The sequence below is a fragment of the Achromobacter pulmonis genome, from assembly GCF_021733725.1.
GTDB classification, from domain to species: Bacteria; Pseudomonadota; Gammaproteobacteria; order Burkholderiales; family Burkholderiaceae_B; genus Achromobacter; species Achromobacter pulmonis.
Map to the genome: position 1 here is coordinate 4,452,535 of NZ_JAIFOT010000001.1, position 22,958 is coordinate 4,475,492.

Genomic DNA, 22,958 nt, shown 5'->3' on the forward strand with positions numbered 1-22,958 from the left:
GGCTCAGGCTGCCTCGCTCTCGGTCGGCTTCGTCGGCAGGACGGGAATGACGGTGCCGGAGGTCATCAGTACGATCAGGCCGCGCTCGGCGCCGGTCATGTCGAGATAGGCCCGCACCTGCGCGCGATAATGATCGAGCGTTCCCGGCGCCGGCGTCACATCGCTTTTCCAGTCCACGACGACCTCAGGGAGGCCCTCGACTGTCAGAGTCAGGGCGTCTGCGATCCCGGCAGTTGCGGTTTCCACACGGTCGGTTGCCTGGACTGCATAGACGGGAAATTCGGCCAGAAGACTCGGTCGCAGGGCCGCGATGTCAGGTAGAGCCAGGGTCCGGGCCACACATGCGGCTAGTTCCTGAGCCGACAGCCCCGTCGCCGGGTCCACGACCGGAGATTTGCCGAGGGCGCGGATGAGGACCTCAGCGCGTTCGATCAGGGCGGCTTCCGCCTCTGGAGTTTCGCCGGTCAGCACCTCTTCCATGAGCTTGTGGAGGATTAGCCCGCGCTCCCGGCCGCCCTGCACGAGTGCGGAGGCTTCCCGCTCGAGGGGCTGGTCGTCAGTCGATCCCGTCCAGAGCGCGGATTCTTCTTCCCGCAGCACGATCCCGGCGGCGTTTTCGTCACGGCTGGGCGCGAGCCAGGTCAACCGCGTCTGCGCGGCCGCGATGGCTTCGGCTTCGGCGGCGAAGCTCGCGCGCGTCTGGGTGTTGCCCGCTCCCGCACCTGCGGCCGTGAGATCGGCAGGTAAGTGAGAGACGTCCAGGCCGGGAAGGTCGGCGAGCGACAGATCGACGAGACCGATCCAGGCCGATTTCGACGGCGTGGCGTCGAGCCGGGGCAAGACGAGGAGTTCGCGGGCACGGGTGGCCGCGACATACCAGAGCCGGATGCGTTCGCGGTCCAGCTCCTCCTTTTCCGCCTGCCGCGCGGTTTCGTAGCCCTCGGGCACGACGCCCAGGACCGGGCAATAGAAGGTCTCGGTCTGGCGGTCGATCACGGCGCTGTCGGGCGCCATGACGCCGGTCATGGTGTTGACCGGAATGACGATCGGCCATTCCAGCCCCTTGGCCGCGTGCATGGTGAAGAGCGCGACCGCTTCCTGCTGGGCGTCGGGCCGTCCCTCGACCGCGCGGTCCTCGTCGGACCATGCCGCTGTCATCGCCTCGGCGAAGGCGCGCAAACCGCGCACGGCGTAGCCGGTCGACAGGCTGAGATAGAGATCGACATTGGCGAGCGCGCGCTCGGCCTGGCCGCGATGGCGCTCGAGGAGGAGCGGACGGACGCGCAACACGTCCACGGCCTGCGAGAGCAGCTCGTGCGGGGTCGTGCTGTTGCCGCGCCGGGAGAGCGATTGCAGCCGCTCGATGACTTCGCGAGCGAGCGGGTGCACGATGACGGCAGAATCGATGCTGAGATCCAGGCGCGGAATCCGATCCGGCTGTTCCACCGAGCGCGGAAGTCCCCAGATGATGTCCAGCAGGTCTTCTTCGGTAAGGCCGACCAGAGGCCCGCGCAGCAGCGCGCCGAGCGCCAACGTGTCGCGGCGATCGGCCAAAACGCGGGTCAGCGCGATCAGATCCTGGATTTCCTGGCGGCGGAACAGCCCCTTGCCGGCTTGGGTCGCCACGGGGATGCCGCGGCGTTCCAGGGCTTCTTCATAGCGCCACAACTCTGCGCCAGTTGGTGCCAGCAAGGCGATGTCGCCCGGCAGACAGGGACGCTCCGTGGCGCTGCGACGGTCGATGATGGGGTGACTTTCAATTAGCCTGGCGCACAACTCGGCGATGGCGTCGGCTTCAGCGTCGCGCTGCTGTTCGGCACTGGCCTTGCCGTTTTCGTCTGCCACGGCGATGTCGAGGGCAGCCACGCACAGTCCGCCCCGGTCGTCATGGAAGGGGTCGAGAGCGGTGAAGCCCGGCTGGCCATCGGCCGAGAGCACGGCCTCGAAGCGCTCGTTGACGAAGGTGAGGATCGAGGCGCACGAGCGGAAGTTAGTGGAGATCGACAGGAGGCTGCCGGGGTCCTGGGCACGGAAGGCGTCGCGGGCCTGCACATAGGCGCCGACATCGGCACCCCGGAAGCGATAGATCGCTTGCTTGGGGTCACCGACCAAGAAGAGCGCGCCTGGCCGGATTTGGAATCGGGTCCAGTCGTCATCCCCCTCGACTGGCTCGCCGCAAAGCCGCCAGAAGATTTCGGTTTGCAGCGGATCGGTGTCCTGGAACTCATCAACGAGAATATGGGCGAAACGCTGCCCCAGCGCTCGGCGCACGGCATCGTGGTCGCGCAGCAAGTCGCGCGCGGCAAAAATCAGATCGTCGAAATCGAGCTGGGCGCTGGCGCGCTTGTGGTCGCGATAGCGTTGGAGGATCGGCCGGGCTTCGGCGATCAGTGCCGCGAGGGCATGTCCGGCCGTGACCTGCATCAGCGCGACCCAGGCGTTGCAGCAGGCGGCGTAGTGGGTCTCGGCGGTGTCGTTCATCCGGTCGCCGTCGGCCTTGGAGAGACCGGCTTGTTTGGCCGCGGCGGTCCATTTTCCCTTCTTGCGGTAGGAGGCGAAGGTGCCGGCCTTGGTGCAAAGGTCTGGGTGGGGCCGCGAGGTCAAGAGCTGGACGAGGCCCGTGGGCGTTGCGGGATCGGGACCGTTCGCCACGGCGGTCGCCATTTCGGTCAGCCGCTCGACGATCGTCACCGTTTCGGGCTCGGCTGCCGCCGTGTCATCCATGAAGCTCGCGAAATCCGCTGTGGCCTGCCGGAACGCTATCAAGTGGCCGTTAAGCGGAGAGACGGGCGGAGCTGTGAGCGTGGGGCGGCCGCGCAGATTCTCGGCGATCTTATGGATCAGCGCCACGGTTTCGCCAGGGCTGTGCAGCACCATCTCGGCCAGGATACCGCCCTGACCGCCGGAAAGACGTTCGCGTAGCCAGCCATCGATAATTTCGAGGAATGTGAGGTCGGCCTGGTTGCGATCCATCACGCCGGCGCCGGGATCGATGTCGGCCTCCGCCGGATAGGGTTTGATCAGGCGCTGGCAGAAGCCGTGGATGGTCGAGCAGGTAATTTCATCGATCGTGGCGCTGGCGGCGGCAAGATTATCGCGATGGGCCTGGGATAGCCCATTGGGCAGCGCTACGCGCAGCTCGGTTGCGATTGTGCCGATCGAGAGATCGGCGACGAACTCGCGGACACGCGACAACAGCTCGCTCGCGGCGAGTTCGGTGAAGGTGACGGCGGCGATGGAGCGCGGCGCGACGCCTCCGGCCAGCATGGCGGCGATGCGGCCGGCCATGGTGGCGGTCTTTCCCGAACCCGCGCCAGCTTCGACTAAAATCGAGCGATCATGGAGACTGATTGCATCGCGGCGTGCGCCGTCGTCCTTCAGCATCTTGGATGCGCTGCTCATCATTCCGCCTCCCAGACCTGAGCGACTTCGCCAAGCCGCTCTGTCGCGGCCGGCATTTTGTGTTTGCAATAGGTGGCGCCGGCGTTGGCAGGCAGGGCGAAGGCGAGATCGTCATAGTCGCCGCCGGTATCCGGGCCAGGCAGGGCCGCGCCTCCGGAGAGACTCGTTCGTGCCGCGCGTAGATAGCCTGTGATCTCTGCGAGCACTGCCTCGGGATCGTCGAGCTGAAGATCGATTGGCTCGCGCGGATAGAGGAGTGAGGCGCTGATGGAGACGTCGTCGCCAAGAAGCGCTTTCACCGCGAAGGCATAGAGGCAGCGCTGAAGCTCGCGTCCTCCGTTCAGTCGGATGTTGTTGCGCGGCGGCTGGCCGGTCTTATAGTCGCGCACGAGGGCGCGTTTGCCGTCGCCCGCGATGTCGAGCCGGTCGATATAGCCGGCGATGTTGAAGCCCGTGTCGGGAATCGTGACTGGTGTGCTCGTATCCCAAGGCGTCTCCGCGTCGGATTTCGGCTCCGAGCCGCCGAAGGGCACCTCTCCGTAAGAGTGTGCGCCCGGCAGAAGGGTATCGCCATAGGACAGGGCGCGGCCTGCCATCATGCGGGCGTCATCGAGCGTGCGCTCCCAGATGACGGCCGGTGGAACTGGACGCTCGCTTTCCCAAGTTGCGGCAACGGCTTGCGCAGCTTGCGCCACCGCTGCTTCGATGGTTTCCGTATCGGCGGATGCAAGGCCGCCGCTGGTTTCGAGATCGCGCAAGGCGCGGTCGAGAACCATGTGAACGAGATCGCCGATCCCGAGCGCGTCGAGTACGAGCGGTTCGGCGCTGCTCTGCGGTTCACGCCATCCGAACGCATAGACCCATACGAAGCTAAGCGGGTTGCGCAGTAGGCGGCGTAACGAGCTGGCCGACTGGGTACGGTCGAGGATGGCGAGTACGAGCGGATGATCCGCCCGAACGAGCCCATCGTGGGGGGTGATTTCCGTCCGTCGCCAGTTGCGCCAGCAGCCGTGTGCACTCACCGCTTGAGGATCGGCGCCGAACTCCTGGGGGCGGGCCATGAGGCGGTCGGTCTCACTGAAGGCATGCACCGGCGTCGCGTTGCGGCGGAGGAAGGTCTCGTCTCCATGTGCTGCGAGCAGGGCGCTGCGACCCAGCAGCCGTCCATCGCTGTCGCGCCGGGCGCGTGACAGAATGACGCTATCGGTTGTTGTGGTGAGGATCGTCTCGAAGTCGCGGCGGTCGACAAGATTGATCGGCAGTGGATCGAGCACCGGGGTCGGGATGATATGGTCTGGGATCAGCCGATCTTCGGCGATCCCGCGCGGCCAGCGCGAGGAATTGAGCCCCAGGAGCCGCACGAAGCGGCGAGGCGATGCTGCGAGCGCGCTGGCTGGCATCCAGGTGACGCAGACGCACGCTTCCAGGCCGTCATCCTGCTTCAGAGTCTCCAGCGTTGCGTCGATAGAGGCGGCGGGGCCAGCGAGCAGGGCCTTGCGCCAGATTAGGAGCGCTCGGCCCTTGAGGAGGGTCTCACCGATCTCAGCTGCAGCCTCGGGTCCTTTCGCTAGTAACTCGACACACGCGCGCAGCGTCGGGGCATGATTGGTGCCATCGGGCCAGTCTTCAGACGTTAGACGGGCAAGCAGGCGGTTCCATGCACCAAGGTTCGAGAGCGGAGCATCGGTCGGAAGGACGCGCAGCCAGCCTTCAGGGAGGGTATCGAACGGTCCGCTGTCTTGGCAGAGTGCCACTAGGCGGCGTAGCCGCGACTGTGACAGCCCACGCACGACGATGTCAGCTAGTGCCGCGGCCGTCTGGCCTTCGCGGGTCGTAACGGTCCGGATGCCATGGACGAAGTGAAGATCGAAATTGGCGTCGGAACGCAGAGCTAAGAAATGGTCGTCATATTCCGCGGGCGATGGGGTCGCGATGGCGATCTCCGGAGGCGATACGCCCGAGGCGAGTAGGCCGCGTGCCCAGCGCATGGCTTCAATGGCCTCGTGATACGCCGTAGCCGCGCTCAAACTTCTGATTTGAGGCGTTTTCGCTGAGGCGCGCGAGATGGTGACGTCCGAATCTTCCAGCCATGCAGGAACACTTCTCGGTCCGGCCGTCCACTGCACGGGGGTATGGGCAGTGAGGGCGAGAAGCAATGGTCTCCAGCAAGGCGCGAGTTCGGTAAGGCCGACGATCTCAATCTGACCGAAGATGGCCGGCGCATGGGCGAGGCGATCAGTCGCGGCAGCGACAATGTCGACGGGGCGCATCATGCCAGGCGGCAATTCAGCAAGAACAGCTGCTTCCAGGCGCGCAATGGCTTCGAGACGAGGATGGCGGACTGTTTGTGCTGTAAGGTCGATGCCCGCGCGCCAAACCTTGTAGAGCGTGTCGGTCGTCGCTTCAACCATGCCTGGTAGTGTTTTGATCTTCTCCAATTCGCCCATTTGCGTTGCGGGGAGGACCGCTTGAATGGCAGCACGTAAACTCTCGTTATCGATGGGCCGTGTAAAACCGCCTGCCAGTCGGGCTGCCGCCTGTTCGAATGAAATGACTTGAATCCCAAGATGCTTGCTACGTGCCGCCATCAATCGAAGGTTCCGAGCAGCGAGACGATCACTAACGATTTTGGTGACTCGCTCATTGATTGCGGCGGCCGAACTGGATGATCTCGTTTCGTCCATGGACTTCCGTTCCTCCTGGCTTTTCTTATCGCAACAATAGTTGCGTTATGTTACGCATTTGGGTGATGTTAGCGCCGATTTGTAGACTTGGGTGAGAACCACGTTAATCACTGCACGCCATATACTGGTTTTGTCACGCCTGCTTATCCCTCTTGCTCGGCGACAAACTTGGTTTCCGCTAACTCTTGCGCAAGGTCGGTCCACCCGGCTTCGTGGGCGTACTTGACCATCCGCTCCACAGTGCGCGTTGGCGCCGCTCGGCGTAGCGATTCAGGGACGTCCGAGGGCCGCATCCTCCAAGGCCGCAGAGCGTGGCCGCTCTCGGCTACACACCGGCTTAGGACGCTAGCGATCCGGAACCCGCCTTCGTCGACATCACCCCAGTGCAGCACTGGAGTTGAAACGGGGAGCTCGGAAAGCAGCCGGAGATACATCGCCCGCCAAGCAGGGGAAGGCATCCCGGCGGTGTAGATGCACAACGCGTCGGAGTCACAGTGTTGGCGCGCCCATACATGGAACGTAGTCTGGTTCTCGATAGTTAGCACCCGGCTGGGCATGGACCCGAGGCCCAGCACTGTGGACGGGGGTAGGGCGCCGTAGGGGCGGTCCAGGGGGAACGTGCCACGTTCCCGGCGAACTACGATGTTGCCGGCGAGCCGCGCTGGCTGCGGCTCTCGGTAGAGGCCAAGTTCCTGCAACACTTCTGCTTCTGGGCGTGCATCATCGTCGATGTTTCCTACCAGTAGCACATCGAGGCAAGGCACCAGGGCCTCGATGCGCTTGCTGTCCTTGAACAGCCGTGCGCTGGCGTCTCGCACTGGCGTCTCCGTGGCGCCGAGTGCTACCTGGCTCTGGCAGTAGGTGATGACGTCACAGGCCATGTCCCAGTTGGCGGCGGCGTCAGGCCCGGTGCCGCGGATCTTTTTGAGCCTCTCCCAACTGGATAGGACGTCGTTCAAGATCGGATGTTCACCAAGGCGCGAGGCGAGGGTTTGTCTCGCCGATTGGACTCGTACCGCATGGGGCACCTTGCCCAAGATCGAGGCTAGTTTGACGACGTCGATCAGTTCGATGCGCTCGATGAGGCCTTGGGGATCACGCCGAGGACGCAGAGCCATGATTGCGCCCTCGGCCTGAGCGTAGGCCATCACCGCCTCGAAGTCCTCTTTGGCCTTCAGACCGCGCAACTCGCGGTACTCGGACAGCGCGGAGTCCGTCAGGGCAGGCCGCCGCACGGCGGCGCCAGCCTCGTGCTTGTCGGCAGACTTCAGTAGTCGCTCCAACGACTTTCTGGCCAGCGGATCCATCTCGGACTGGTCTTGGAGGCTCATGCTGCGGCACCTTCTGTCGAGGAGGCCTGCGGTAGGTATTGCCTTCTGATCTCCGCTTCGACCAGTTCCGGGTTGAATTCAGGCAGATCGGCGCGGAACATCTCGCGCGTCTCGGGAGGAACGTCGTGGCCCTCGAGTACTACTACATTGCTCTCGGCATCGCGCATGATGTCGTAGTAGCGATCAAGGAAAGCGGTCAGGCTACCCAAGGCGTCACCCGTGCTGGCCATGAAGACCTGCAGGCCAAGCTCCTCGAAGTAGCGCATGGTGGCCACGATATTCCTCGGGTCCATCTTGATGAAGGCCTCGTCGATTACAAGCAGCCGGATACCGGTATCGTCGCCGCGCTCCAGCCGATAGGCTGACGAGAGTGCGGCACCTGCGATCACATACAGCGGAGCGCGATGCTCGCCACCAGAGCCGGACCCGACACGTTTGCTAAGCCAGCCTATGTGCTTGGTCGTACCGGTGGAGGCCTCTTCGCGGAGAACCTCGACATCGAAGTCGAAGAACTCGCGATAGTCGTCCAGCGGGGACTTCACCGCTGCCGCGCCGGTGACCGTCTTTTCGCGCATGAGCTCCTCGAACTCCTTGGGCAGCTCTCCAGCACCGCCAAGCAAATCCTCGGTCGGGCCGTATTGGGCGACGTCCTTGATGAACTTCAGCAGCACGGCGAAGGCAGGTCGCACATGCGTGCGGAACTGGTAGCGTTCGTTGTTGGTGAACATCGGCGCCAAGCGCAAGGCCTCGTTCATCCGATTGATGGTGTCACTCAACCACTCAAGGTGCTCGTGCAGCGCCACCGCAACGTCGTTGCGGAAGGTGCTCTTGGCGGCGCTCAGGGCATCTTCCATCCGGGCCTTGTTCTCGCGCAGACCGGTCTCAGTGAGCACTACGACCCGTGCGTCCAGCCAAGCGCGGGCGCTGCGCCAGTCGTCCTGGGTTCCAGCTGGCATGAACTCGTTGTGCCTGACAAGGAACGCCGACAGCTTCTGCATGGCGCTGGACCATTTCTGACGGGAGTCTGTCTCAGCACGGTTGCTGCGGTGTTTGCAGTCGGCGACGATCTCACTGAAAGACAGACCCTGGCGTGTCAATAGCCTTTCCCATTGGTCCGATGCGTAATCGGCGTCGTAACCGTCAACCGCACGTGCTGCTTCAGCGATTCCCTTTTGGGTAACGGCCCGAGCCTGCTTCTTCTTGGTGTCTTCGCTCTTTTGCTGACATGCCGTCTCTGCTGCACCGACCGCCTGGGCCGCAGCAAGCAGTTGTTTGCGCACGTCGCCCAAGTTCGCTTCTGCTGCTTTGGCTACCTGCACCAACTGTCGATACTCTTCAGTATTGAGGGCTTGTAGGCGCCGCGTCAGATCCTCCTCATCGGCCGCCTCTTTGGTTATCCGATCGAAGATTTCGAGGACTTCGTGAACCTTGTCCTGCTCTCCACCCACGAATGGTCCAAGGTTGTTCAAGAGCTCCTTGAGCTTGGCGTACCTCTCCTTGAATTCATCAATCTTCTCTTGGAGCTGAAGGGCTTGTTCGGCGATGGAAGTGCGAGTCGCCGTAGAGGTCGGGCCGATCTTGAAGAGGGCGGGATTCGCCGGCTTCTTGCGTACCATCTCGCCATCAGCCAGCAACATGCCGTCCTTGGTCATTGCGAAGCGATGAGCGAAGCATTCGTCCTCAGTCTCTGCCCGTTGCGTGTCGCCGAACTTGGATCGCAGGTAGTTGACCGCTGCAGCGCTGTTGCCACTGATTAGCTCTGCCACGGCACCGCGCCTGGGGCTGCTGCGATTGGAGAACTTGCTGGGCATCACGACTTTCGCATCGTAGATCGCAGCCTGACGAGACACCCGGAATGCCTTGCGTTCGTCTGCCTCGTCGACCAGCAGAGCTTGCATGTTCGACGTACCCAGATAGGACTCGATGGCAGGTTGCCAGTCTGGGTCGTCGACACGCACCAGGTCGCACACCGGAGTAGCATCCACGCCAGCGTTGGCTAGCGCGCGCTTGAGCGCCGCAGCCGGCCCCTCCAGAGGTGGCTTGCCCTTGGCGATGCGCTCCTGATTCTCTTGCACGCCAGCGAGCTCGGCCTCGGCTGCCGTCTGCGCGCGACCAACGGCCTGCATCTCCTCGAACAGCTCGTTGCTTAATAGCTTGGCTGCGCGTAGCGCCTTGCGGACTGTCGACTCTACTGCATCGCGTCTGGTGGCTTTATCCCCCTCTAGCAGGGCGTGAACGTCCTTGAACGCCTGTGCTGTTGCCTCGTCGCTGTCGGCGACGAGCTTGCCAGGGATCTGTGCGTCGATAGCCCTTCCGATGGCTTGGATGCTGCGATGCAGTCTCGTTCTTTGTTCAGTGAGCCGGTTTTGTATTTTGGCGAGGCTTTCGCGCAGCAACGCAGCGTCCGCGTGGGACGCGTGCTTGTCCCGGGCAGAGGCGCTATCGCGTGCGTGTTGCTCCGCCGCTTCGACTTGACGGTTGACTTCGTCACGCCGGGTATTGGCGGCTTCCAGTGCTGCTGCCGCTTGGCTCTCGGCTTCCTCTGCGGCGGTCACTGCCTCGTTGGCGACCTCGAGTTCGGCAGCTTGGGCCAAAGCAGCGAGAGAGACCGAATGGGTGTTGCGTCGGTGTGCATCAGCAAAATCCGTCTCGATCAATTCGGCCTCGTCAAGCTTGGCCTGCACGTTGCGCACCAGGGTCGCCATCTCCTGGAACGTGTGCAGCACTTCCTTGAATCGCTTGATGTTGGTCGGCCGGGTCTCCAGCACTTGCTGGCGGACAATGTCATCGACGCTCTTGTCGAACTTCATGCGTAGCCCGAAACGGAACGCTTGGCGGTAGGCATCCAAGCGCGGCGCACCCCGCGTGCCTCTTAGTCGGAACAGCATAGCGTTGACGAAGCGCTCAGAGTCGTGGAAGAGCACTTCTTCACCGTAAGCTCGCTGCGAGAGCATCTGCCTGAAGCTAGCCCAGGGCCGCGGTCGATATTCACCGTCAACCAGCTCGAGATGGTCGCTGAGCGCGATATCCGCGGGGAGAATATAGCGACCCTGCACGTCAGATTTTTCGCGGTCGGCGCTCACGTAGATGCTCACACCGGTGGAGACAATTTCCTGGGTCGTGGTGTCCTCCCAGACCAGGGTGATGTAGGTGTTGGCACTGTCGCGAACGCGTGCTTCCGGCGAGTCACCATACTGGCCCAAGCAGTAGCTGCGAATATTGCGGCTGTTGTGGTTGGACTCGTCGGCCTGCGCGTTGAAGGCGACGCCTGCGCTACCGCGGCTCTCGTTGGCCCCTAGCATTACGATTTGCACGGCGTCCAGGAGCGAGGATTTGCCGCTGCCGTTGGCGCCGAAGATGCCGCAGTTCATGCCGACTTCGACATCACGCATTTCGTACAAGAAGAACTGGACTACCCGGATGCGTATCAGCTTTTTCATGCGGCACCGCCTTCTTCCACGGTGGAGGCGACCGCAGGGTCCACGCCGTCAATCTCGTCGTCCGGGCTGGTGAAGAGGGCGATGCGTGCCAGCGCCGCCTCTCCTAGGACCTCGGCGATGCCGGGGCGGATGATGACCACGTAGGGCTGATCCGCATCGTGCCCGAACTGATTGCCGTCCTCGTCCGACACTCGGGCGAGGCCCCAGCGCCGCATCCACTGGATCAGCGCCGCGAGCTTACCTCCGGTGGCCAATTCGCGGCCCCCCGTCATTTGCTTGTACTTGACCTCCAGCGTGACCAGATCGCAGGCCACCTCGCCGTTTTCGTCATGGTGCCCGGATCGAGTTTCCTCGTCGAAGATCTTGCGTAGCACCAGTGCGAGCAGCGTCTGGTCAACGGTGACTGGTGACGTCCTGGCGTGCTTGGGGATGGCGCAGGCATAGCGCAGTTGGCTGTTAACCCTCACGACGTAACCCAGGGGTTCCAAGGCCCGCTTGAACTCACGCTCAAAGTCTCGGATCAGCCCGTAGGCCACCTTGCTGCCGCGATCCGCGGCGTACAAAACCTGCTCGGTTATTAGCCGATTCGCCGCTGCCTCGAAATCATCCTCCGTGGCCACGTTCTTGGTGACCGTAGCCGCATCCGTCCAGAAACTCATTGGCTTCCTCCCTTGGCTGGCTTGGTTGTTCTTGCGATAGTGAAGGGTTGGTGAGAGATGCCCTGGCTCCGAACCTCTTCGCCTTCCATTCGGATCGTGGTGAATCCGCTGCTCATTGCTCGTGCGTTGGCGCGGAGTAGCTTGCTGGATGTCGCGTTCGCTGTGGCAATGGTGCACAAGACCTGCAGCGCTCGGGTCGACTCAATGCTATTTACTTGGAGGGCGGTGCTAGGCAACGCATCCGCCTCGCCTAGTTGTTGGCGCACGAAGGCCGCGAGCTTTGGTAGCGACATGGTGCGCCGGTCCCGAGCCATCAGGGCCAGGCGGGCCCTGGCCTCCTGCTCGGGGGACATCACTTGCTTGCGTAGTCCGCTGGGCGGCGGACGCTTGGTCTCGATGCGAGGCGAAGCCAACCGTTCGCCGCCGACGCAGTCTCCGGGAGCAAACGGTGCCAGCGCGGCCGCCTTGCTGCCGTGCTTGACAACGGCGTCGATGGCTTGATTGATCAATTCGTCGAGAGGGCGGGCGGCCCGCAGCCGGTAGTCTAGATAGGCCAACGCCAGCTTGTTGGCGCGCCGGATTTCGTCGTCCAGCCGGTCCAGGTATTCGTCGATACGGCGCAGATCCTCTACCTTCTGGACGTCACGCTCGAACATGGCTTCAGCGCGGGTAGGGTCGCGGCCAGCTTGCTTCTCGAGGTACCACTGGATTAACCGAGCGCGCAGGTCTTGCGTCTGCTGGATATGGGTCACCAGGCGCAGGATCTCCTGACGCCGGGCCAGGGGATGCTCGCGCGTGCGCAATTCCTTGTAGTCACCGATGAACATGCGCTCGACGTAGTCATCGAAGAAGCGTCTCACGAACTCGCCGGTGGCGTCGACGCGACCGATCTCCAGCATTAGATCGCGCACATTCGTGCCGGCGATGCGGACGTGTTCAAGTAGGGCGCGCGACTGGCGGGCTGCTTCCTGCAGGGAGGCACCATCTGTGCTCTCGTCCAGAAGCAGCTTCAGGTTGGCTTCGATGCTGCGGATCTTGCCGGAGACGAACTCCGGGCCGGTGTGAGCGAACTCCACGAGGCGGTTCATGAAATGGGCGACGGCGGGAGCCATCGTCACCATCTCGCGCACGCCCACTCGGTCCACGCGGATCCATCCCGCGTCGCGCAAGCGATTGAAGACCATGATGGCTCGGATTGCCAGCGGTGTGGCTGGCGTCACGTCATCGCCTTCCGGAGTCCAGTCCTGGTACTGGAGTTCTTCGGCTATGTCGGCCGTGATTTCGCGCATCAAGAAGCCGGTACTCGGCGGCAACGGGGCCTCTGGGCCGAAGCGTTTGGCGTGCAGAACACACAGCAGTGACCAATATTGGAAGCGATTGGCCGAAGCCAGCGGCGCGAACAGGCGGTCGGGCAGGCGTTTGAAGAGCGGCGGATAGCGTTCAGCCACCTTCTCTTGGCGAATTTGGTCTGTTAAGTCATGAACAGCCATTGCCGGCACTCCTCTGTGTTTTCAATCGCCAGTTGATAGTCGGGAGGAGCCTGTCGACTCACGTCCGTGGCTGCCATGATCTCCTGCACCATGTAGTTCAGGAGGGCAGCCCTACAGCTTTCTACGCGCGCTGATGCCCCGTTGAAGTACTCGTTTCTGACGATCAGTTGCTGCGCAGGGCTGAGGCCAGGGTGAGCGGTAATCCTGACTTGGAGGACTGTGGACCAGGCAGCATCGGCGGCGATGTCTGCCAAGCTGGGCTCCGTGAGCAGTGTGACCTTGCTCATTCGCCCTAATACGAAGTCACGGAAGGCTCGCCTCTGCAGACAGTAGCCGCGGACGTGCCACCGTCGTCCTGCCCGTAACAGGCTGTGCGGCTCGACGGTTCGCTCGTGCGGTTCCGGGTTGTTCATGGAGCAGTAGACGAACCTCACCCTGAGACGATCTGCGATGGCCAAGTTCAGTCGGGAGAAGGTGCGAGGCGAGATGTGGGCGAAGTCCCATGAGATGGAGAGCGGCTTGCCTGGGACGTTCAGCGCATACGGGACCAGCATGGCGCTGATAGCGCCCGGCCACGAGGTATTCGCCGCCTGTTCGGCGTCCGCATACGCGATGGAGGTGGCCACATCTGCTTTGAGCTTGCTGTCCCATGCTACCCACTCCGGGTATGACTCCCGGAAATCGCGCAGCCACTCGCTGGCCCGTATAGGGCTCAACCCATACTCGGAGATAAGTCGAGCGCGGCTAACCCGCCCCTCCCAGAGAAGGATTCGGCCAACTTTGGTATCTCTTTCCTGCCGGCCCGCGTTAGGCATGGGTGTCGCCTTGTGATGAATGTCTATATGGTATGAAAAAACATATGATATGTAAATCCATATGATTTGGCGTAGCCAGCGATGATTATTGTCATGCGCTAGAGACCTCTTCCAGCGGGTACGTCCACAGGACGCATCGAGAGATTGGCGGTGACCCTTTGGACACTTTTTTGGGACTGACGTAGTCGGCAGAATGCGATAAAATGCATGAAATTTCAATGAGAAATTAGACGTGTCTGCAGCTACTCTATCTGCCGTTGACTCCCTTCGAGGGGCCGCAGCTCATCTTGCGGATGAGTTGCAAGCCGGTCGTGTCTATCGGCGCGAGGACCTGGCACGTCTGTCCACCGCAGTGGATAGGCATCTCCGTGAGCTGGTCGCCACAGGAAAGCTGAAAAAACTTGCTCAGGGCCTCTACCACGCGCCGAAGCAGTCCAGCTTTGGCCCGCTGCCACCAACGGATGACCAAGTGGTGGGGGGCTTTCTTCGTGACAAGGACTTTTTGGTGTTTTCACCCTCGGCCTACAACGCCGTGGGTCTTGGTACCACTCAGCTTTATAACCGCACGCTGGTCTACAACCACAAGCGCCATGGTGTTTTCCAACTTGGCAACCGGCAGTTCGATTTCCGAATGAAGCCGCGCTTCCCGAAGAAGTTGACCCCCGAGTTTCTGTATGTCGATCTGCTAAACAACCTTGAAGAGTTGGCCGAGGATCGTGATGCCGTTTTGCGCCAAGCGCGTGGCAAGCTGTTCTCGTTCGACTCAGTCCGGCTGCAGCGGGCTGCCGACAGTTTTGGCAATGTGGCGACGCGCAAGCGCCTGCGGGAGTGGATGAGTGCCTGATTTCCTGCACGCGCGGAAGGACTTTGATCAGTTGCTTGCGCTTGTCGCTGACGAACGAGGGCTTGATCCTATGTTGGTCGAGAAGGACTACTGGATCATGCATTGCCTGTGGGGTTTGCAGGCACAGGGCTTCCAGTTCGAACTAAAGGGAGGGACGTCGCTCTCGAAGGGCTTTGGTGTCATCCACCGTTTTTCCGAAGACATCGACATTCGCATAGAGCCGCCCGCCGACATGGATGTGAAGACGGGGCGCAATCAAGACAAGCCAGCGCACGTACTTTCGCGCCGTACGTATTACGACGAACTGGCGGCGCGTATCCGTATCCCAGGCATCGGCAACGTTGAGCGCGACACGCAATTTGACGACGACAAGATGCGCAGCGCCGGCATCCGCTTGATATACACGCCGCGCGTATCGGCATTGGCAGGCGTCAAAGATGGAATTTTGTTGGAGCTTGGGTTTGACGATACGGCACCCAATCGAGCTGTCACGATCTCGTCATGGGCTTTCGATGTTGCCAGAGATCGCGGCGTAGACGTGTTCGACAACCGTGCAGTCGCGGTACCTTGCTATGCGCCGACGCACACTTTCGTCGAGAAGCTTCAGACAATTTCCACCAAGTACCGTCGCTTGGGTGAGTCGGAGGCGTTTCCGGGCAATTTCCTTCGGCACTACTATGACGTGTACTGCCTTCTGGGTTTGGAGGAGGTGCAGGCATTCATGCGGGAACCGGCCTACCAAGAGCGCAAGGCGCAGCGCTTTCGGAGCGGTGATGAGCAGGTGATTGCACGAAACCAGGCCTTTGTCCTTGCTGACGCTGCACAACGCGAGCGCTTTGCGTTGGAGTACCGCAAGACGCAAGCGCTGTATTACCAGGGTCAGCCAGATTTTGATGCGCTGGTGGCTCGGATTCATCAATACATCGACGTAATGTGAGACGCGCCGTGTATGACTAAATTCAGTGAAGTCTCGCCAGCTCATCTCGTTTCGGCTATCCCGACCACGGACGTAGCGTATTTCATTGAAGATCTTGCGCGACGCTGCAATGTGACTTATGCCTCCACCGCGATGGATAGTTGGGCAAATACAGTGACCTGCCTTTCGGGAGACGAGGTGCAGTCAGGCCATGTGCAGGATTTGCTGATTGCGCTGAGGCGGGCGGGCAAGCTTTCTACCAACGAGATGATGTCGCTGCTAGTCAACTATCTGCGTGAATGTCAGCAACACAGATGATCTGGCAATGTCGTTTCGAGTCGGTAGGCAAAAATTGCTGATGAGGTGTCGAGCACATGGCAACCAGAATCACTCGTCGGAGTTACGAACAGGCGCTGGCGCGTGGCTATCAGGCGTCAGAGGCGCCTCATGCTGTGTCGGCGCGGTATTTGGCAACGGCTCATGTGCTGGAGCTCGTGTACAGCAACGGGCGGGTGCTGCGCATTGACCCGCAAGATGTCGCGACGCTGAGGGAACTGCCTCACAACTTGCTTTCGCGAGCTTACGTGACACCGGGTGGCGCTGGTTTGTTGTTTGGCGAGAGCGGGGAGGTCGCGGTTAGCATTCCTGGTTTGGTGGAAAGCCTGAGAGGCTAGGTTTGCCGAGCTGCTAGTGCTGGTTATCCCCAAGCGCGGTGAGGAAGGCAATTGAAGTTTCGCGTCTGCCGCAATGGGTTCGCCATTCCAAGGAACAATTCGATGGCGAGCCTTGGTCAACGAGCGAGTTCTTCGCGGATCAGAGGAGCGTGTCGGTGGGCTTTGGTGGCACGCTATGGGACGGACTTGGCACTGACTCACCGGTATCGGGGTGGGGGACTCAGGTTGCTGCAGAAGCTAATCCGCCAAAGCATGGACACTTTCTTCGTGCCGATACCGTAAGCCCCTCTGAAGAAGCCATTTCTGATACCGTCAGAACATCGGTGAAAGTCGCCGCTGATACCGCTGGACTCTGATCTTCGGAGTGGATTTTCCTGTTGGAAGACCCCTGTCACGTCCTCCGTGGGACGGTTAAGGGGCGGCCGGGGGACTCGATTGGTTTGATGGGTCGATATGGGCCTACATGAAACCACTCAGGTAGCCTCATCTAAGCAAGACTCACCCGTTGGTATTTCTGACGGTACCAAGCTCTCAGCGTCAACCCGAAACCCTTGCAGCACAACGCTCTTCGCGGTGCCATTGACAATCGAGTGGGAATAACGCCGCTTCGCTTGGCGAACGGTAAATGAAAAAAGGCGCTTCGGCGCCTTTTTTCATTTACCGCGCCTGGCGACGGAGGACGACCCGGCCTGACCTTGAACCTGACTGCGAATTAGCCTGGATCAGGAGAGCAGATTGCCGACAATAGCCGTATTCGCCGTATCAACGCAGCGTGGAGCATTCGTTGCTGCGGACGCGCATCGCTAGCAGGAGGATTCCCCTGCCTTCAGGCAGGGGGCATCAACGACACTTCCCACTATTTAAACTGGATTCCTTTGATAGCCAGCATGGGCGAAAGCAAGCAAGTGAACGTGACTGCGGCAAGGTCTGGGCCTGAAGACTTGTAGAAAGAAGTTCCCTCTACCGCAATGTCGTATCGCTCAGCTTTCGTTCCTGCGATTGAGGCGCCTGGACGATAGCGGGGGCCGCCAATACTAATCTCCACAACATTGGAGTAAACGCTATGGTCGAAATTTGGACGGTTGATCTTCGCGGGTGCAGCATCAACGCAAACCTTGGCCGCCATTGCCTTGCCTTTATCAGTATTTATTCCCGGCTTGAACTGTTTGGGACGAATTAAACGCCAATAGTTGGCCTCAGGACTATATGAGGCGGGCTCGTACTTCCCGGTGCCTTCGCGAAGATGACACTGCACCAGTTGCGGACTGATTCCATCTATTGCGATGAAAGTTGCATCTGGATTGAATGAGCGCGCGCTCTTGAGGTAGCGGGAGTCAATTTCAAATGGCACCGCCTGGCCTTTGGTGCGGGATGCGCAGAGTTTCTCTTTTTGTGGGTCATTGCCAATGGCATCGTTCCGTATCATTTCAGCTTGGGCAACACATGAAAAAAGCAGCAAACCAAGACCCAGTGACAAGCAGCGCATTCAATTTCTCCATGTTGATCCGCACGAAGTGGGATTAGCCAGAAAATACCACAGCGATTTCAAGCTTCGTTCAATTCGTGAGGTATTGCAATGCCTACGGCGCCATGGGACAGCAGGACGGCACGGAGCAGTGACTTTTCCCGCACGAAGCGGACATACATTACGCAAGATCTGGTGGGCGCGCGCGTCCGGGGCCGCCTACCGCCTGGCGTTGCGCGACGACACGCAAGCCACGTGTGCATTGACCCAGTGAAAACCTGCTCACGTCATATTTGAGGAAACGACGTTGAGCACGAAGATGGAAGAAGACATCAAGCGGTGGACGGCCAAGCGCAAGAGCGCGCAGGTGCTGGACATTATTCAGGGCAAGACTACGGTGGCCGAAGCGAGCCGCCAGTACGACCTGTCGCCCTCGGAAGTTGAGCAGTGGGTTGATGACGGCAAGCGGGGCATGGAGAACGCCCTGAGAGCCAATCCGCAGGACGTACGGGAACAGTACGAACGCCAGCTCAAGGAGCTGGGAGAGGCCTACGGCGAAGCGATGCTGGAGCTACGTGCCAGAAAAAAATTGCAGCCCCTGCTGGGCGAGGACGAGAAGTGATCGAGACGATCCGCCAGGGACTGCAAGCTGACGGCATTACCGCCTCGATCGCAAAGCTGTGTCGCTGGTTTGGTGTGCCGCGACGCACGGTGAATGACAAGCCGATGAAGTCAGCGCCGAAGGTCGACCCGCGGTTTGCCGAGCCAATCAAGGCGATGATCGAGGAGTCGCCGTCGTTTGGGTACCCGACGATCGCCCACCTGCTCGGGTTCAACAAGAATACCGTGCAGCGCGTGTTCCAGTTGATGGGCTGGCAGGTTCGCAAACGGCCGATCGGCTTCAGGCCTCGTATCCAGGCCCTGCCATCGGTGGCGATGACGCCCAACGAACGTTGGTCACGGATTTTTGCCGGGTGTGGGCCGGACGCGACGGCTGGGCAACGCTGGCGCTGGTGATCGACTGCCATACGCGCGAACTCTTGGGCTGGCACCTGTCGCGAAGCGGTAAAGCCTGCACCGCCGGCAGCGCGCTGGAGCATGCTTTGATCGCCCGTTTCGGGACGCTGGGCCGGGTGCCAGCGCCATTTCAGCTGCACTCGGACAATGGCTTGGTTTTTACCCCGCGCAGTTACACCGCGCTCGTGCGCAGCTACGGCTTGCGCCAGGAGTTCATCACGCCGCATTGCCCGCAGCAGAACGGCATGGTTGAACGCGCAATCCGCACGCTCAAGGAACAGTGCGTGCACTGGCATCGCTTCGAAACCATCCAACACGCCAGCCGCGTGATCGGCGACTGGATACGCTTTTATAACAACCGACGTCCGCACCAGGCGCTCGGCATGAAGACGCCGGCTGAGGCATTTGCTTTAGCCGCTTAACCTGAGCAGGTTCCGCTGGGTCAATACACCGCCGAGCGCACGCTCGATCAGGGCCTTCTTGAAGGCCAGGGAGGCGGCGTTGATCGCTTCGGCCGTCATCGGGCCGTCACCGAACGACGCCAACAGCTCAGGGGGAATAGCCGGCAGATCCGCCAGCTTGGACTTGGGGTTGCGTGGCATAAGTGCTCCTTGGACGCATGTTATGCCTTGAACACGAAATCACTGACAGGCCCTCGCTTCGCGAACGGTAAATGAAAAAGGCGCTCCGGCGCCTTTTTCATTTACCGCGTCTGCCGACGGATGACTACCCGGCCGTCAGTAGTCCAAGCTGTAACTCACCGCCACCGTCCTCCCCTGCGCCCGCGGCCAAGGCGCCCGCGCGTTCGCCTGCATGAACACTGAGTAATAATCCCGATTGGTCAGGTTATAAACCCCCACATCCACCCGCCCCTTGGGCAACTCCACCGAAGCCAACAGATCCAGCAACGTATACCCCACGGTCTCGCGCCCATTCTTATCCCGAGCTGCCGCGTCATACCCCCCCACGCGCACTCCCTGCAATCGCACGCTATACGTCCCAGGCGCATAACTGACATAAGCCGTGAACTTCGGCGGCGAGATCCGGGTTGCCGGCAGCGCGATCCAGCTTCCATTCTGCTTGGTCGCACCCTTCGTATACGCATAGCTGCCACCGACCGTCCAAGCGCGAGCGACATTGACGTCCAGACTCGCCTCGACCCCGCTTACACGCTCCTTCTGGTTGATCAGCCGCAGCACCCGATCCTTCGCGTCGTAGAACTGCGTCACGTCCGAATTGTTCTGATAGGCCGTGAGGCTGGCCTGCACCGCATCCCACGCGCCGCGCCAACCGATTTCGTAGCTGTCAACCTTCAACGCCTGCGAGTTCAACTGCTGGATGTCGTAGTCGCTGCGTACGTCGCGCAGGAATCGCTGGATATCGGGCAGGGTGAAGCCCTGGCTGAAGTTGACGAACACGTCCTGGGCATCGCTCAGATGGCGGACCACTCCCAGGTTGTAGAGGGTGGCGTTGTACTTGAGCTTGCCGCCCGGCAGGATGTTACCTACGCCGGTGGCCTGGATGTCGCCGTAGGCGACGCTGTCTTTGACGTTGCTGTCGATCCACTGGCGACGAACGCCCGCGCGCAGGGTCCAGTGTTCCATTTCCCAGGCGGATTGCAGGAAGAGCGCGCGGGTCTGGGTGGTCATGTCGGGGCCCAGTTCGAGCGTGCGGCCGGTGGGGGTGTAAGCCAGCCCCTGCACGGTGTATTGCCTGCCATCCTGGGTCAACTGCTCGCGTTCGTAGTCGCCGCCATAGGTCAGCGTTCCCTGGATGCCGCTGAAGGCGGGCAACGGCTTCTCCATGGCGAGACGCAGCCCGTAGACGGTCGCACGGCTGTCGGTGGCGGTGATGCCGGCTCGCCTTCTGGGGCGGTCGGGATAGAACAACGCCTCGTTGTGGCGCCAGTAGCTTTCGGCTTGCAGCCGTTGGCCGAAGAAGGCGCGGTCGGTGTAGTTGAGGTTGATGGCGCGATTGAGCGTCTTGGGTTGATCGTCCAGATCCAGGCCGGATACGGCGCGGGCTTCACCGTCGACAGCCTGGAAGCCGTAATCGGAACGCTGCTTGTCCTGGAACTCCTGCAGGCCCAGCGTCAGGCGGCGTTCCGGGGTGAAGTCGAAGCCGAAGCGCGCCGTCAGGTCATGGTTGCGGGTGTCCATTTCACTGCCCTGCGAGGTGTCCTGCGGGATGCGCTGGCCCAGGGCATCGAATTGCCCGCCGCGTTTGACGAAGTCGCCGGACAGGTACCAGTCGAATGCGCCCTGGCGTCCGGTGGCGCTCTGGAACAGTTCGTAGGCCATGCCGTCGCCGTGGAAGTCCTTGTCGGCAGTGATGCCGACCCGGCTGCTGAAGGCCAGGTCTTGCCCCTTGTTGCGCTTGGTGATGATGTTGATCATGCCGCCGGTGGCGCCGGCGCCATAGAGGCTGCTGGCGCCGGAGACCACTTCGACGCGCTCGATGCTCTCGGGCGCGATGCTGTTGAGCTGGCGATAGTTGTCGCGGCTGGCGTTTTGCGGCACGCCGTCGATCAGGACCAGGACGTTGCGTCCGCGCAGGCTTTGGCCGTAGTTGGTCATGGTGCCGCTGCTGGGGGCCATGCCGGGCACCAGGGTCGCCAGGACGTCGGCGACCTTGCGGCCGGCGCCCGATTGGCGTTTTATTTCTTCGGCCTCGATGACCTGTACCGAGCCGGGGATGCTGGCGATGCTGGCTTCGCCGCGTGTGGCGGTGACCGTGACGGTGGGGAGGGTGGTGGCTTCCTCGGCATGGGACGGGCTGATGCCCAGGGTCCACAGCGAGGCGGAGACGAGCAGGAGCCGATTGACACGGACAGGCGCAATGCTGGCGATAAGGGATTTCATGGTGAGTCCTTGATTTGCGAAGGGGATGGCGTGGCGAGAGGGTCAGGGGGAGTAGGGAGTGGCTGCCGGCAGCCGGGCAGTTGGCGCAGGAAGCGCACGCTCAGCGCGGCGACGACATAGACCGGTGCGACCAGCCAGAAGCCCCAATGCAGGCTGGCCCATGGCATGGCGCCGGCGCCCAATGCGAGTCCGGCCAGCGCGCCCACTTTGGCGGCGCTGTTGCCCAGGCCCTGGCCGATCGCGCGGTAGGCGTTGGGGGCGGTATGTCCAATCAGGACGTAGGCCAGCGGCAGGAGCGCGCCTTGCCATAGGCCCCACAGCAGGCGTGTGGCGATGAATGTGATGGTGTCGTGAGCCAGCGCCATCAGGCAGAGCGTGAGCGCGCTGGCCCAGGAGGCGACTTCCAGGAATTGCCAGCCGCGTTGGACGGGCTGGGGGGCGCACAGGCGTGCCCACCAGGGTGCGGACAGGGCCAGGGTCAAGGCGCTTGCGGCGTAGCTTGCGCCGCTGAGCCAGGAGGGCGCGTGCAGCACTTCGTTCAGATACAACGCGAAGAACGGTTGCGGCATCATCTTTGCTGCCTGGACGAGAGTGATAACCACCAGCGGGGCCAGCAACCAGTGGTACGAGGTGATGCGTCTGGTGGTCCCGGTGCCCACTGGCGCGGCGGGTTCTGGCGTGTCCTTGGGCAGACTCAGGACGGGAACGACGCAGGCCAGGCAGATCAGGCCAGCGATGAGGCAGATCCACGCGAATCCATAGAGATCCATCAACAAGCCACCAGAGACCGGACCCAGCATGGAGCCAATGGCGGTGGCCGATTGCAGGCGGGCGAGTACCTGCCCGCGGTTCGCGCCAGACGACCCGGCGGTGGCATAGGCCTGCGCCGCGGCGATGAAGCCGGCCAAGGCGCCCTGCAGCACCCGGATGCCGATCAACAGCCAGACGTTCGTGGTGAGGGCCGCAAGCCACTGGCACACGCCAAGCGCCGGCAGTGCGCGGATCAGCATAGGGCGGTGTCCGCGACGCGCGCCCAGCGCGCTCCAGAAGGGCGTGGCGACAATGCTGGAAAGCTCCATACACGGTTTCGTTGAAGTGTCACGTTGCCGCAGAAGGGAGAGCTATGTGATCGGCTCGACAACGTCAGGGGTCCCGTCGCGCGCCGCGTCGGCGCGACACCCGGGTGGAGCCTTATATTTATTGAGAATGGGATTCAAGTTTGATGGGAGTCGTCTGACTCTGGTGTCCGGTTCAAACAAATCGGACGAAATCAACCTGCGGCGGGCAGGTATGGCGGCAGCGGAGGGACACGCCTTTTTGTTGCTTTAATTTCGCGCGGAAGATGGAGCGACGAGCAGGT

Annotated in this window: 17 protein-coding genes and 1 pseudogene; 7 read left to right on the forward strand and 11 right to left on the reverse strand. The window is 61.7% G+C overall.

Going from position 1 to position 22,958, the window contains the following annotated elements; genetic code table 11:
• Positions 1-3: 3 nt before the first annotated feature.
• From K2W61_RS20440 to K2W61_RS20470, 7 genes are all read right to left on the reverse strand, one after another.
• A complete protein-coding gene (locus tag K2W61_RS20440; protein ID WP_236756415.1) occupies positions 4-3,384 on the reverse strand; it encodes a UvrD-helicase domain-containing protein in 3,381 nt (1,126 codons plus the stop codon).
• 17 nt (positions 3,385-3,401) lie between these two features.
• Positions 3,402-6,086, reverse strand: coding sequence for a PD-(D/E)XK nuclease family protein (locus tag K2W61_RS20445; RefSeq protein WP_236756416.1), 2,685 nt, complete (start codon positions 6,084-6,086; stop codon positions 3,402-3,404).
• Positions 6,087-6,229: 143 nt separating this feature from the next.
• Positions 6,230-7,417 carry a Wadjet anti-phage system protein JetD domain-containing protein gene (locus tag K2W61_RS20450; protein ID WP_236756417.1) on the reverse strand — a complete coding sequence of 396 codons (1,188 nt, stop codon included), beginning with the start codon at positions 7,415-7,417 and terminating at the stop codon, positions 6,230-6,232.
• Positions 7,414-10,857, reverse strand: coding sequence for an SbcC/MukB-like Walker B domain-containing protein (locus K2W61_RS20455; protein WP_236756418.1), 3,444 nt, complete (start codon positions 10,855-10,857; stop codon positions 7,414-7,416). Before K2W61_RS20455 ends, K2W61_RS20450 begins: the two co-directional genes overlap by 4 nt.
• Positions 10,854-11,516, reverse strand: coding sequence for a DUF4194 domain-containing protein (locus tag K2W61_RS20460; RefSeq protein WP_236756419.1), 663 nt, complete (start codon positions 11,514-11,516; stop codon positions 10,854-10,856). Before K2W61_RS20460 ends, K2W61_RS20455 begins: the two co-directional genes overlap by 4 nt.
• Positions 11,513-13,006 carry a Wadjet anti-phage system protein JetA family protein gene (locus K2W61_RS20465; protein ID WP_236756420.1) on the reverse strand — a complete coding sequence of 498 codons (1,494 nt, stop codon included), beginning with the start codon at positions 13,004-13,006 and terminating at the stop codon, positions 11,513-11,515. Before K2W61_RS20465 ends, K2W61_RS20460 begins: the two co-directional genes overlap by 4 nt.
• A complete protein-coding gene (locus tag K2W61_RS20470) occupies positions 12,988-13,821 on the reverse strand; it encodes a WYL domain-containing protein (RefSeq protein ID WP_050449711.1) in 834 nt (277 codons plus the stop codon). Before K2W61_RS20470 ends, K2W61_RS20465 begins: the two co-directional genes overlap by 19 nt.
• Before the next feature lie 232 nt (positions 13,822-14,053).
• Here K2W61_RS20470 and K2W61_RS20475 point away from each other — a divergent pair, with 232 nt between their 5' ends.
• Genes K2W61_RS20475 through K2W61_RS20490 form a run of 4 tightly spaced genes read left to right on the forward strand, consistent with a single transcriptional unit; the run spans position 14,054 to position 16,255 of the window.
• The gene (locus K2W61_RS20475; RefSeq protein WP_236756421.1) at positions 14,054-14,665 is read left to right on the forward strand and encodes a hypothetical protein; all 612 of its coding nucleotides are present in this window, start codon (positions 14,054-14,056) and stop codon (positions 14,663-14,665) included.
• Positions 14,658-15,602 (forward strand): nucleotidyl transferase AbiEii/AbiGii toxin family protein, encoded by a 945-nt coding sequence (locus K2W61_RS20480; RefSeq protein ID WP_236756422.1) that lies wholly within the window; start codon positions 14,658-14,660, stop codon positions 15,600-15,602. The genes K2W61_RS20475 and K2W61_RS20480 overlap by 8 nt, the downstream gene beginning before the upstream one ends.
• Positions 15,603-15,614: 12 nt before the next feature.
• On the forward strand, positions 15,615-15,899 hold the full coding sequence (locus tag K2W61_RS20485; protein ID WP_236756423.1) for a hypothetical protein: 285 nt from the start codon (positions 15,615-15,617) through the stop codon (positions 15,897-15,899).
• Between the two features lie 56 nt (positions 15,900-15,955).
• Entirely contained in the window at positions 15,956-16,255 is a 300-nt protein-coding gene (locus K2W61_RS20490; protein ID WP_236756424.1) for a DUF2442 domain-containing protein, read from the forward strand.
• Between the two features lie 856 nt (positions 16,256-17,111).
• On the opposite strand, the gene K2W61_RS20495 is transcribed toward K2W61_RS20490, so the two are convergent.
• The gene (locus tag K2W61_RS20495; RefSeq protein ID WP_236756425.1) at positions 17,112-17,741 is read right to left on the reverse strand and encodes a hypothetical protein; all 630 of its coding nucleotides are present in this window, start codon (positions 17,739-17,741) and stop codon (positions 17,112-17,114) included.
• A 286-nt stretch (positions 17,742-18,027) separates the two neighbouring features.
• On the opposite strand from K2W61_RS20495, the gene K2W61_RS20500 reads away from it, so the two are divergent.
• From K2W61_RS20500 to K2W61_RS20510, 3 genes are read left to right on the forward strand one after another with little or no spacing between them, the layout of a single operon-like run.
• Complete coding sequence (locus K2W61_RS20500; protein WP_175139716.1) at positions 18,028-18,342, forward strand: DUF1153 domain-containing protein; 315 nt, start codon at positions 18,028-18,030, stop codon at positions 18,340-18,342.
• Positions 18,339-18,737 carry a hypothetical protein gene (locus K2W61_RS20505; RefSeq protein ID WP_236756426.1) on the forward strand — a complete coding sequence of 133 codons (399 nt, stop codon included), beginning with the start codon at positions 18,339-18,341 and terminating at the stop codon, positions 18,735-18,737. The genes K2W61_RS20500 and K2W61_RS20505 overlap by 4 nt, the downstream gene beginning before the upstream one ends.
• Complete coding sequence (locus K2W61_RS20510; RefSeq protein WP_236756427.1) at positions 18,695-19,159, forward strand: integrase core domain-containing protein; 465 nt, start codon at positions 18,695-18,697, stop codon at positions 19,157-19,159. Before K2W61_RS20505 ends, K2W61_RS20510 begins: the two co-directional genes overlap by 43 nt.
• Before the next feature lie 21 nt (positions 19,160-19,180).
• On the opposite strand, the pseudogene K2W61_RS20515 reads toward K2W61_RS20510, so the two are convergent.
• From K2W61_RS20515 to K2W61_RS20525, 3 genes and pseudogenes are all read right to left on the reverse strand, one after another.
• Positions 19,181-19,339 (reverse strand): annotated as a pseudogene (locus tag K2W61_RS20515) (IS256 family transposase); the annotation flags it as partial.
• A gap of 135 nt (positions 19,340-19,474) precedes the next feature.
• Positions 19,475-21,598: a TonB-dependent receptor gene (locus tag K2W61_RS20520; protein WP_236756428.1), complete on the reverse strand. Its 2,124-nt coding sequence runs from the start codon at positions 21,596-21,598 to the stop codon at positions 19,475-19,477.
• Entirely contained in the window at positions 21,595-22,677 is a 1,083-nt protein-coding gene (locus K2W61_RS20525) for an MFS transporter (protein WP_236756429.1), read from the reverse strand. Before K2W61_RS20525 ends, K2W61_RS20520 begins: the two co-directional genes overlap by 4 nt.
• Positions 22,678-22,958: the final 281 nt, after the last annotated feature.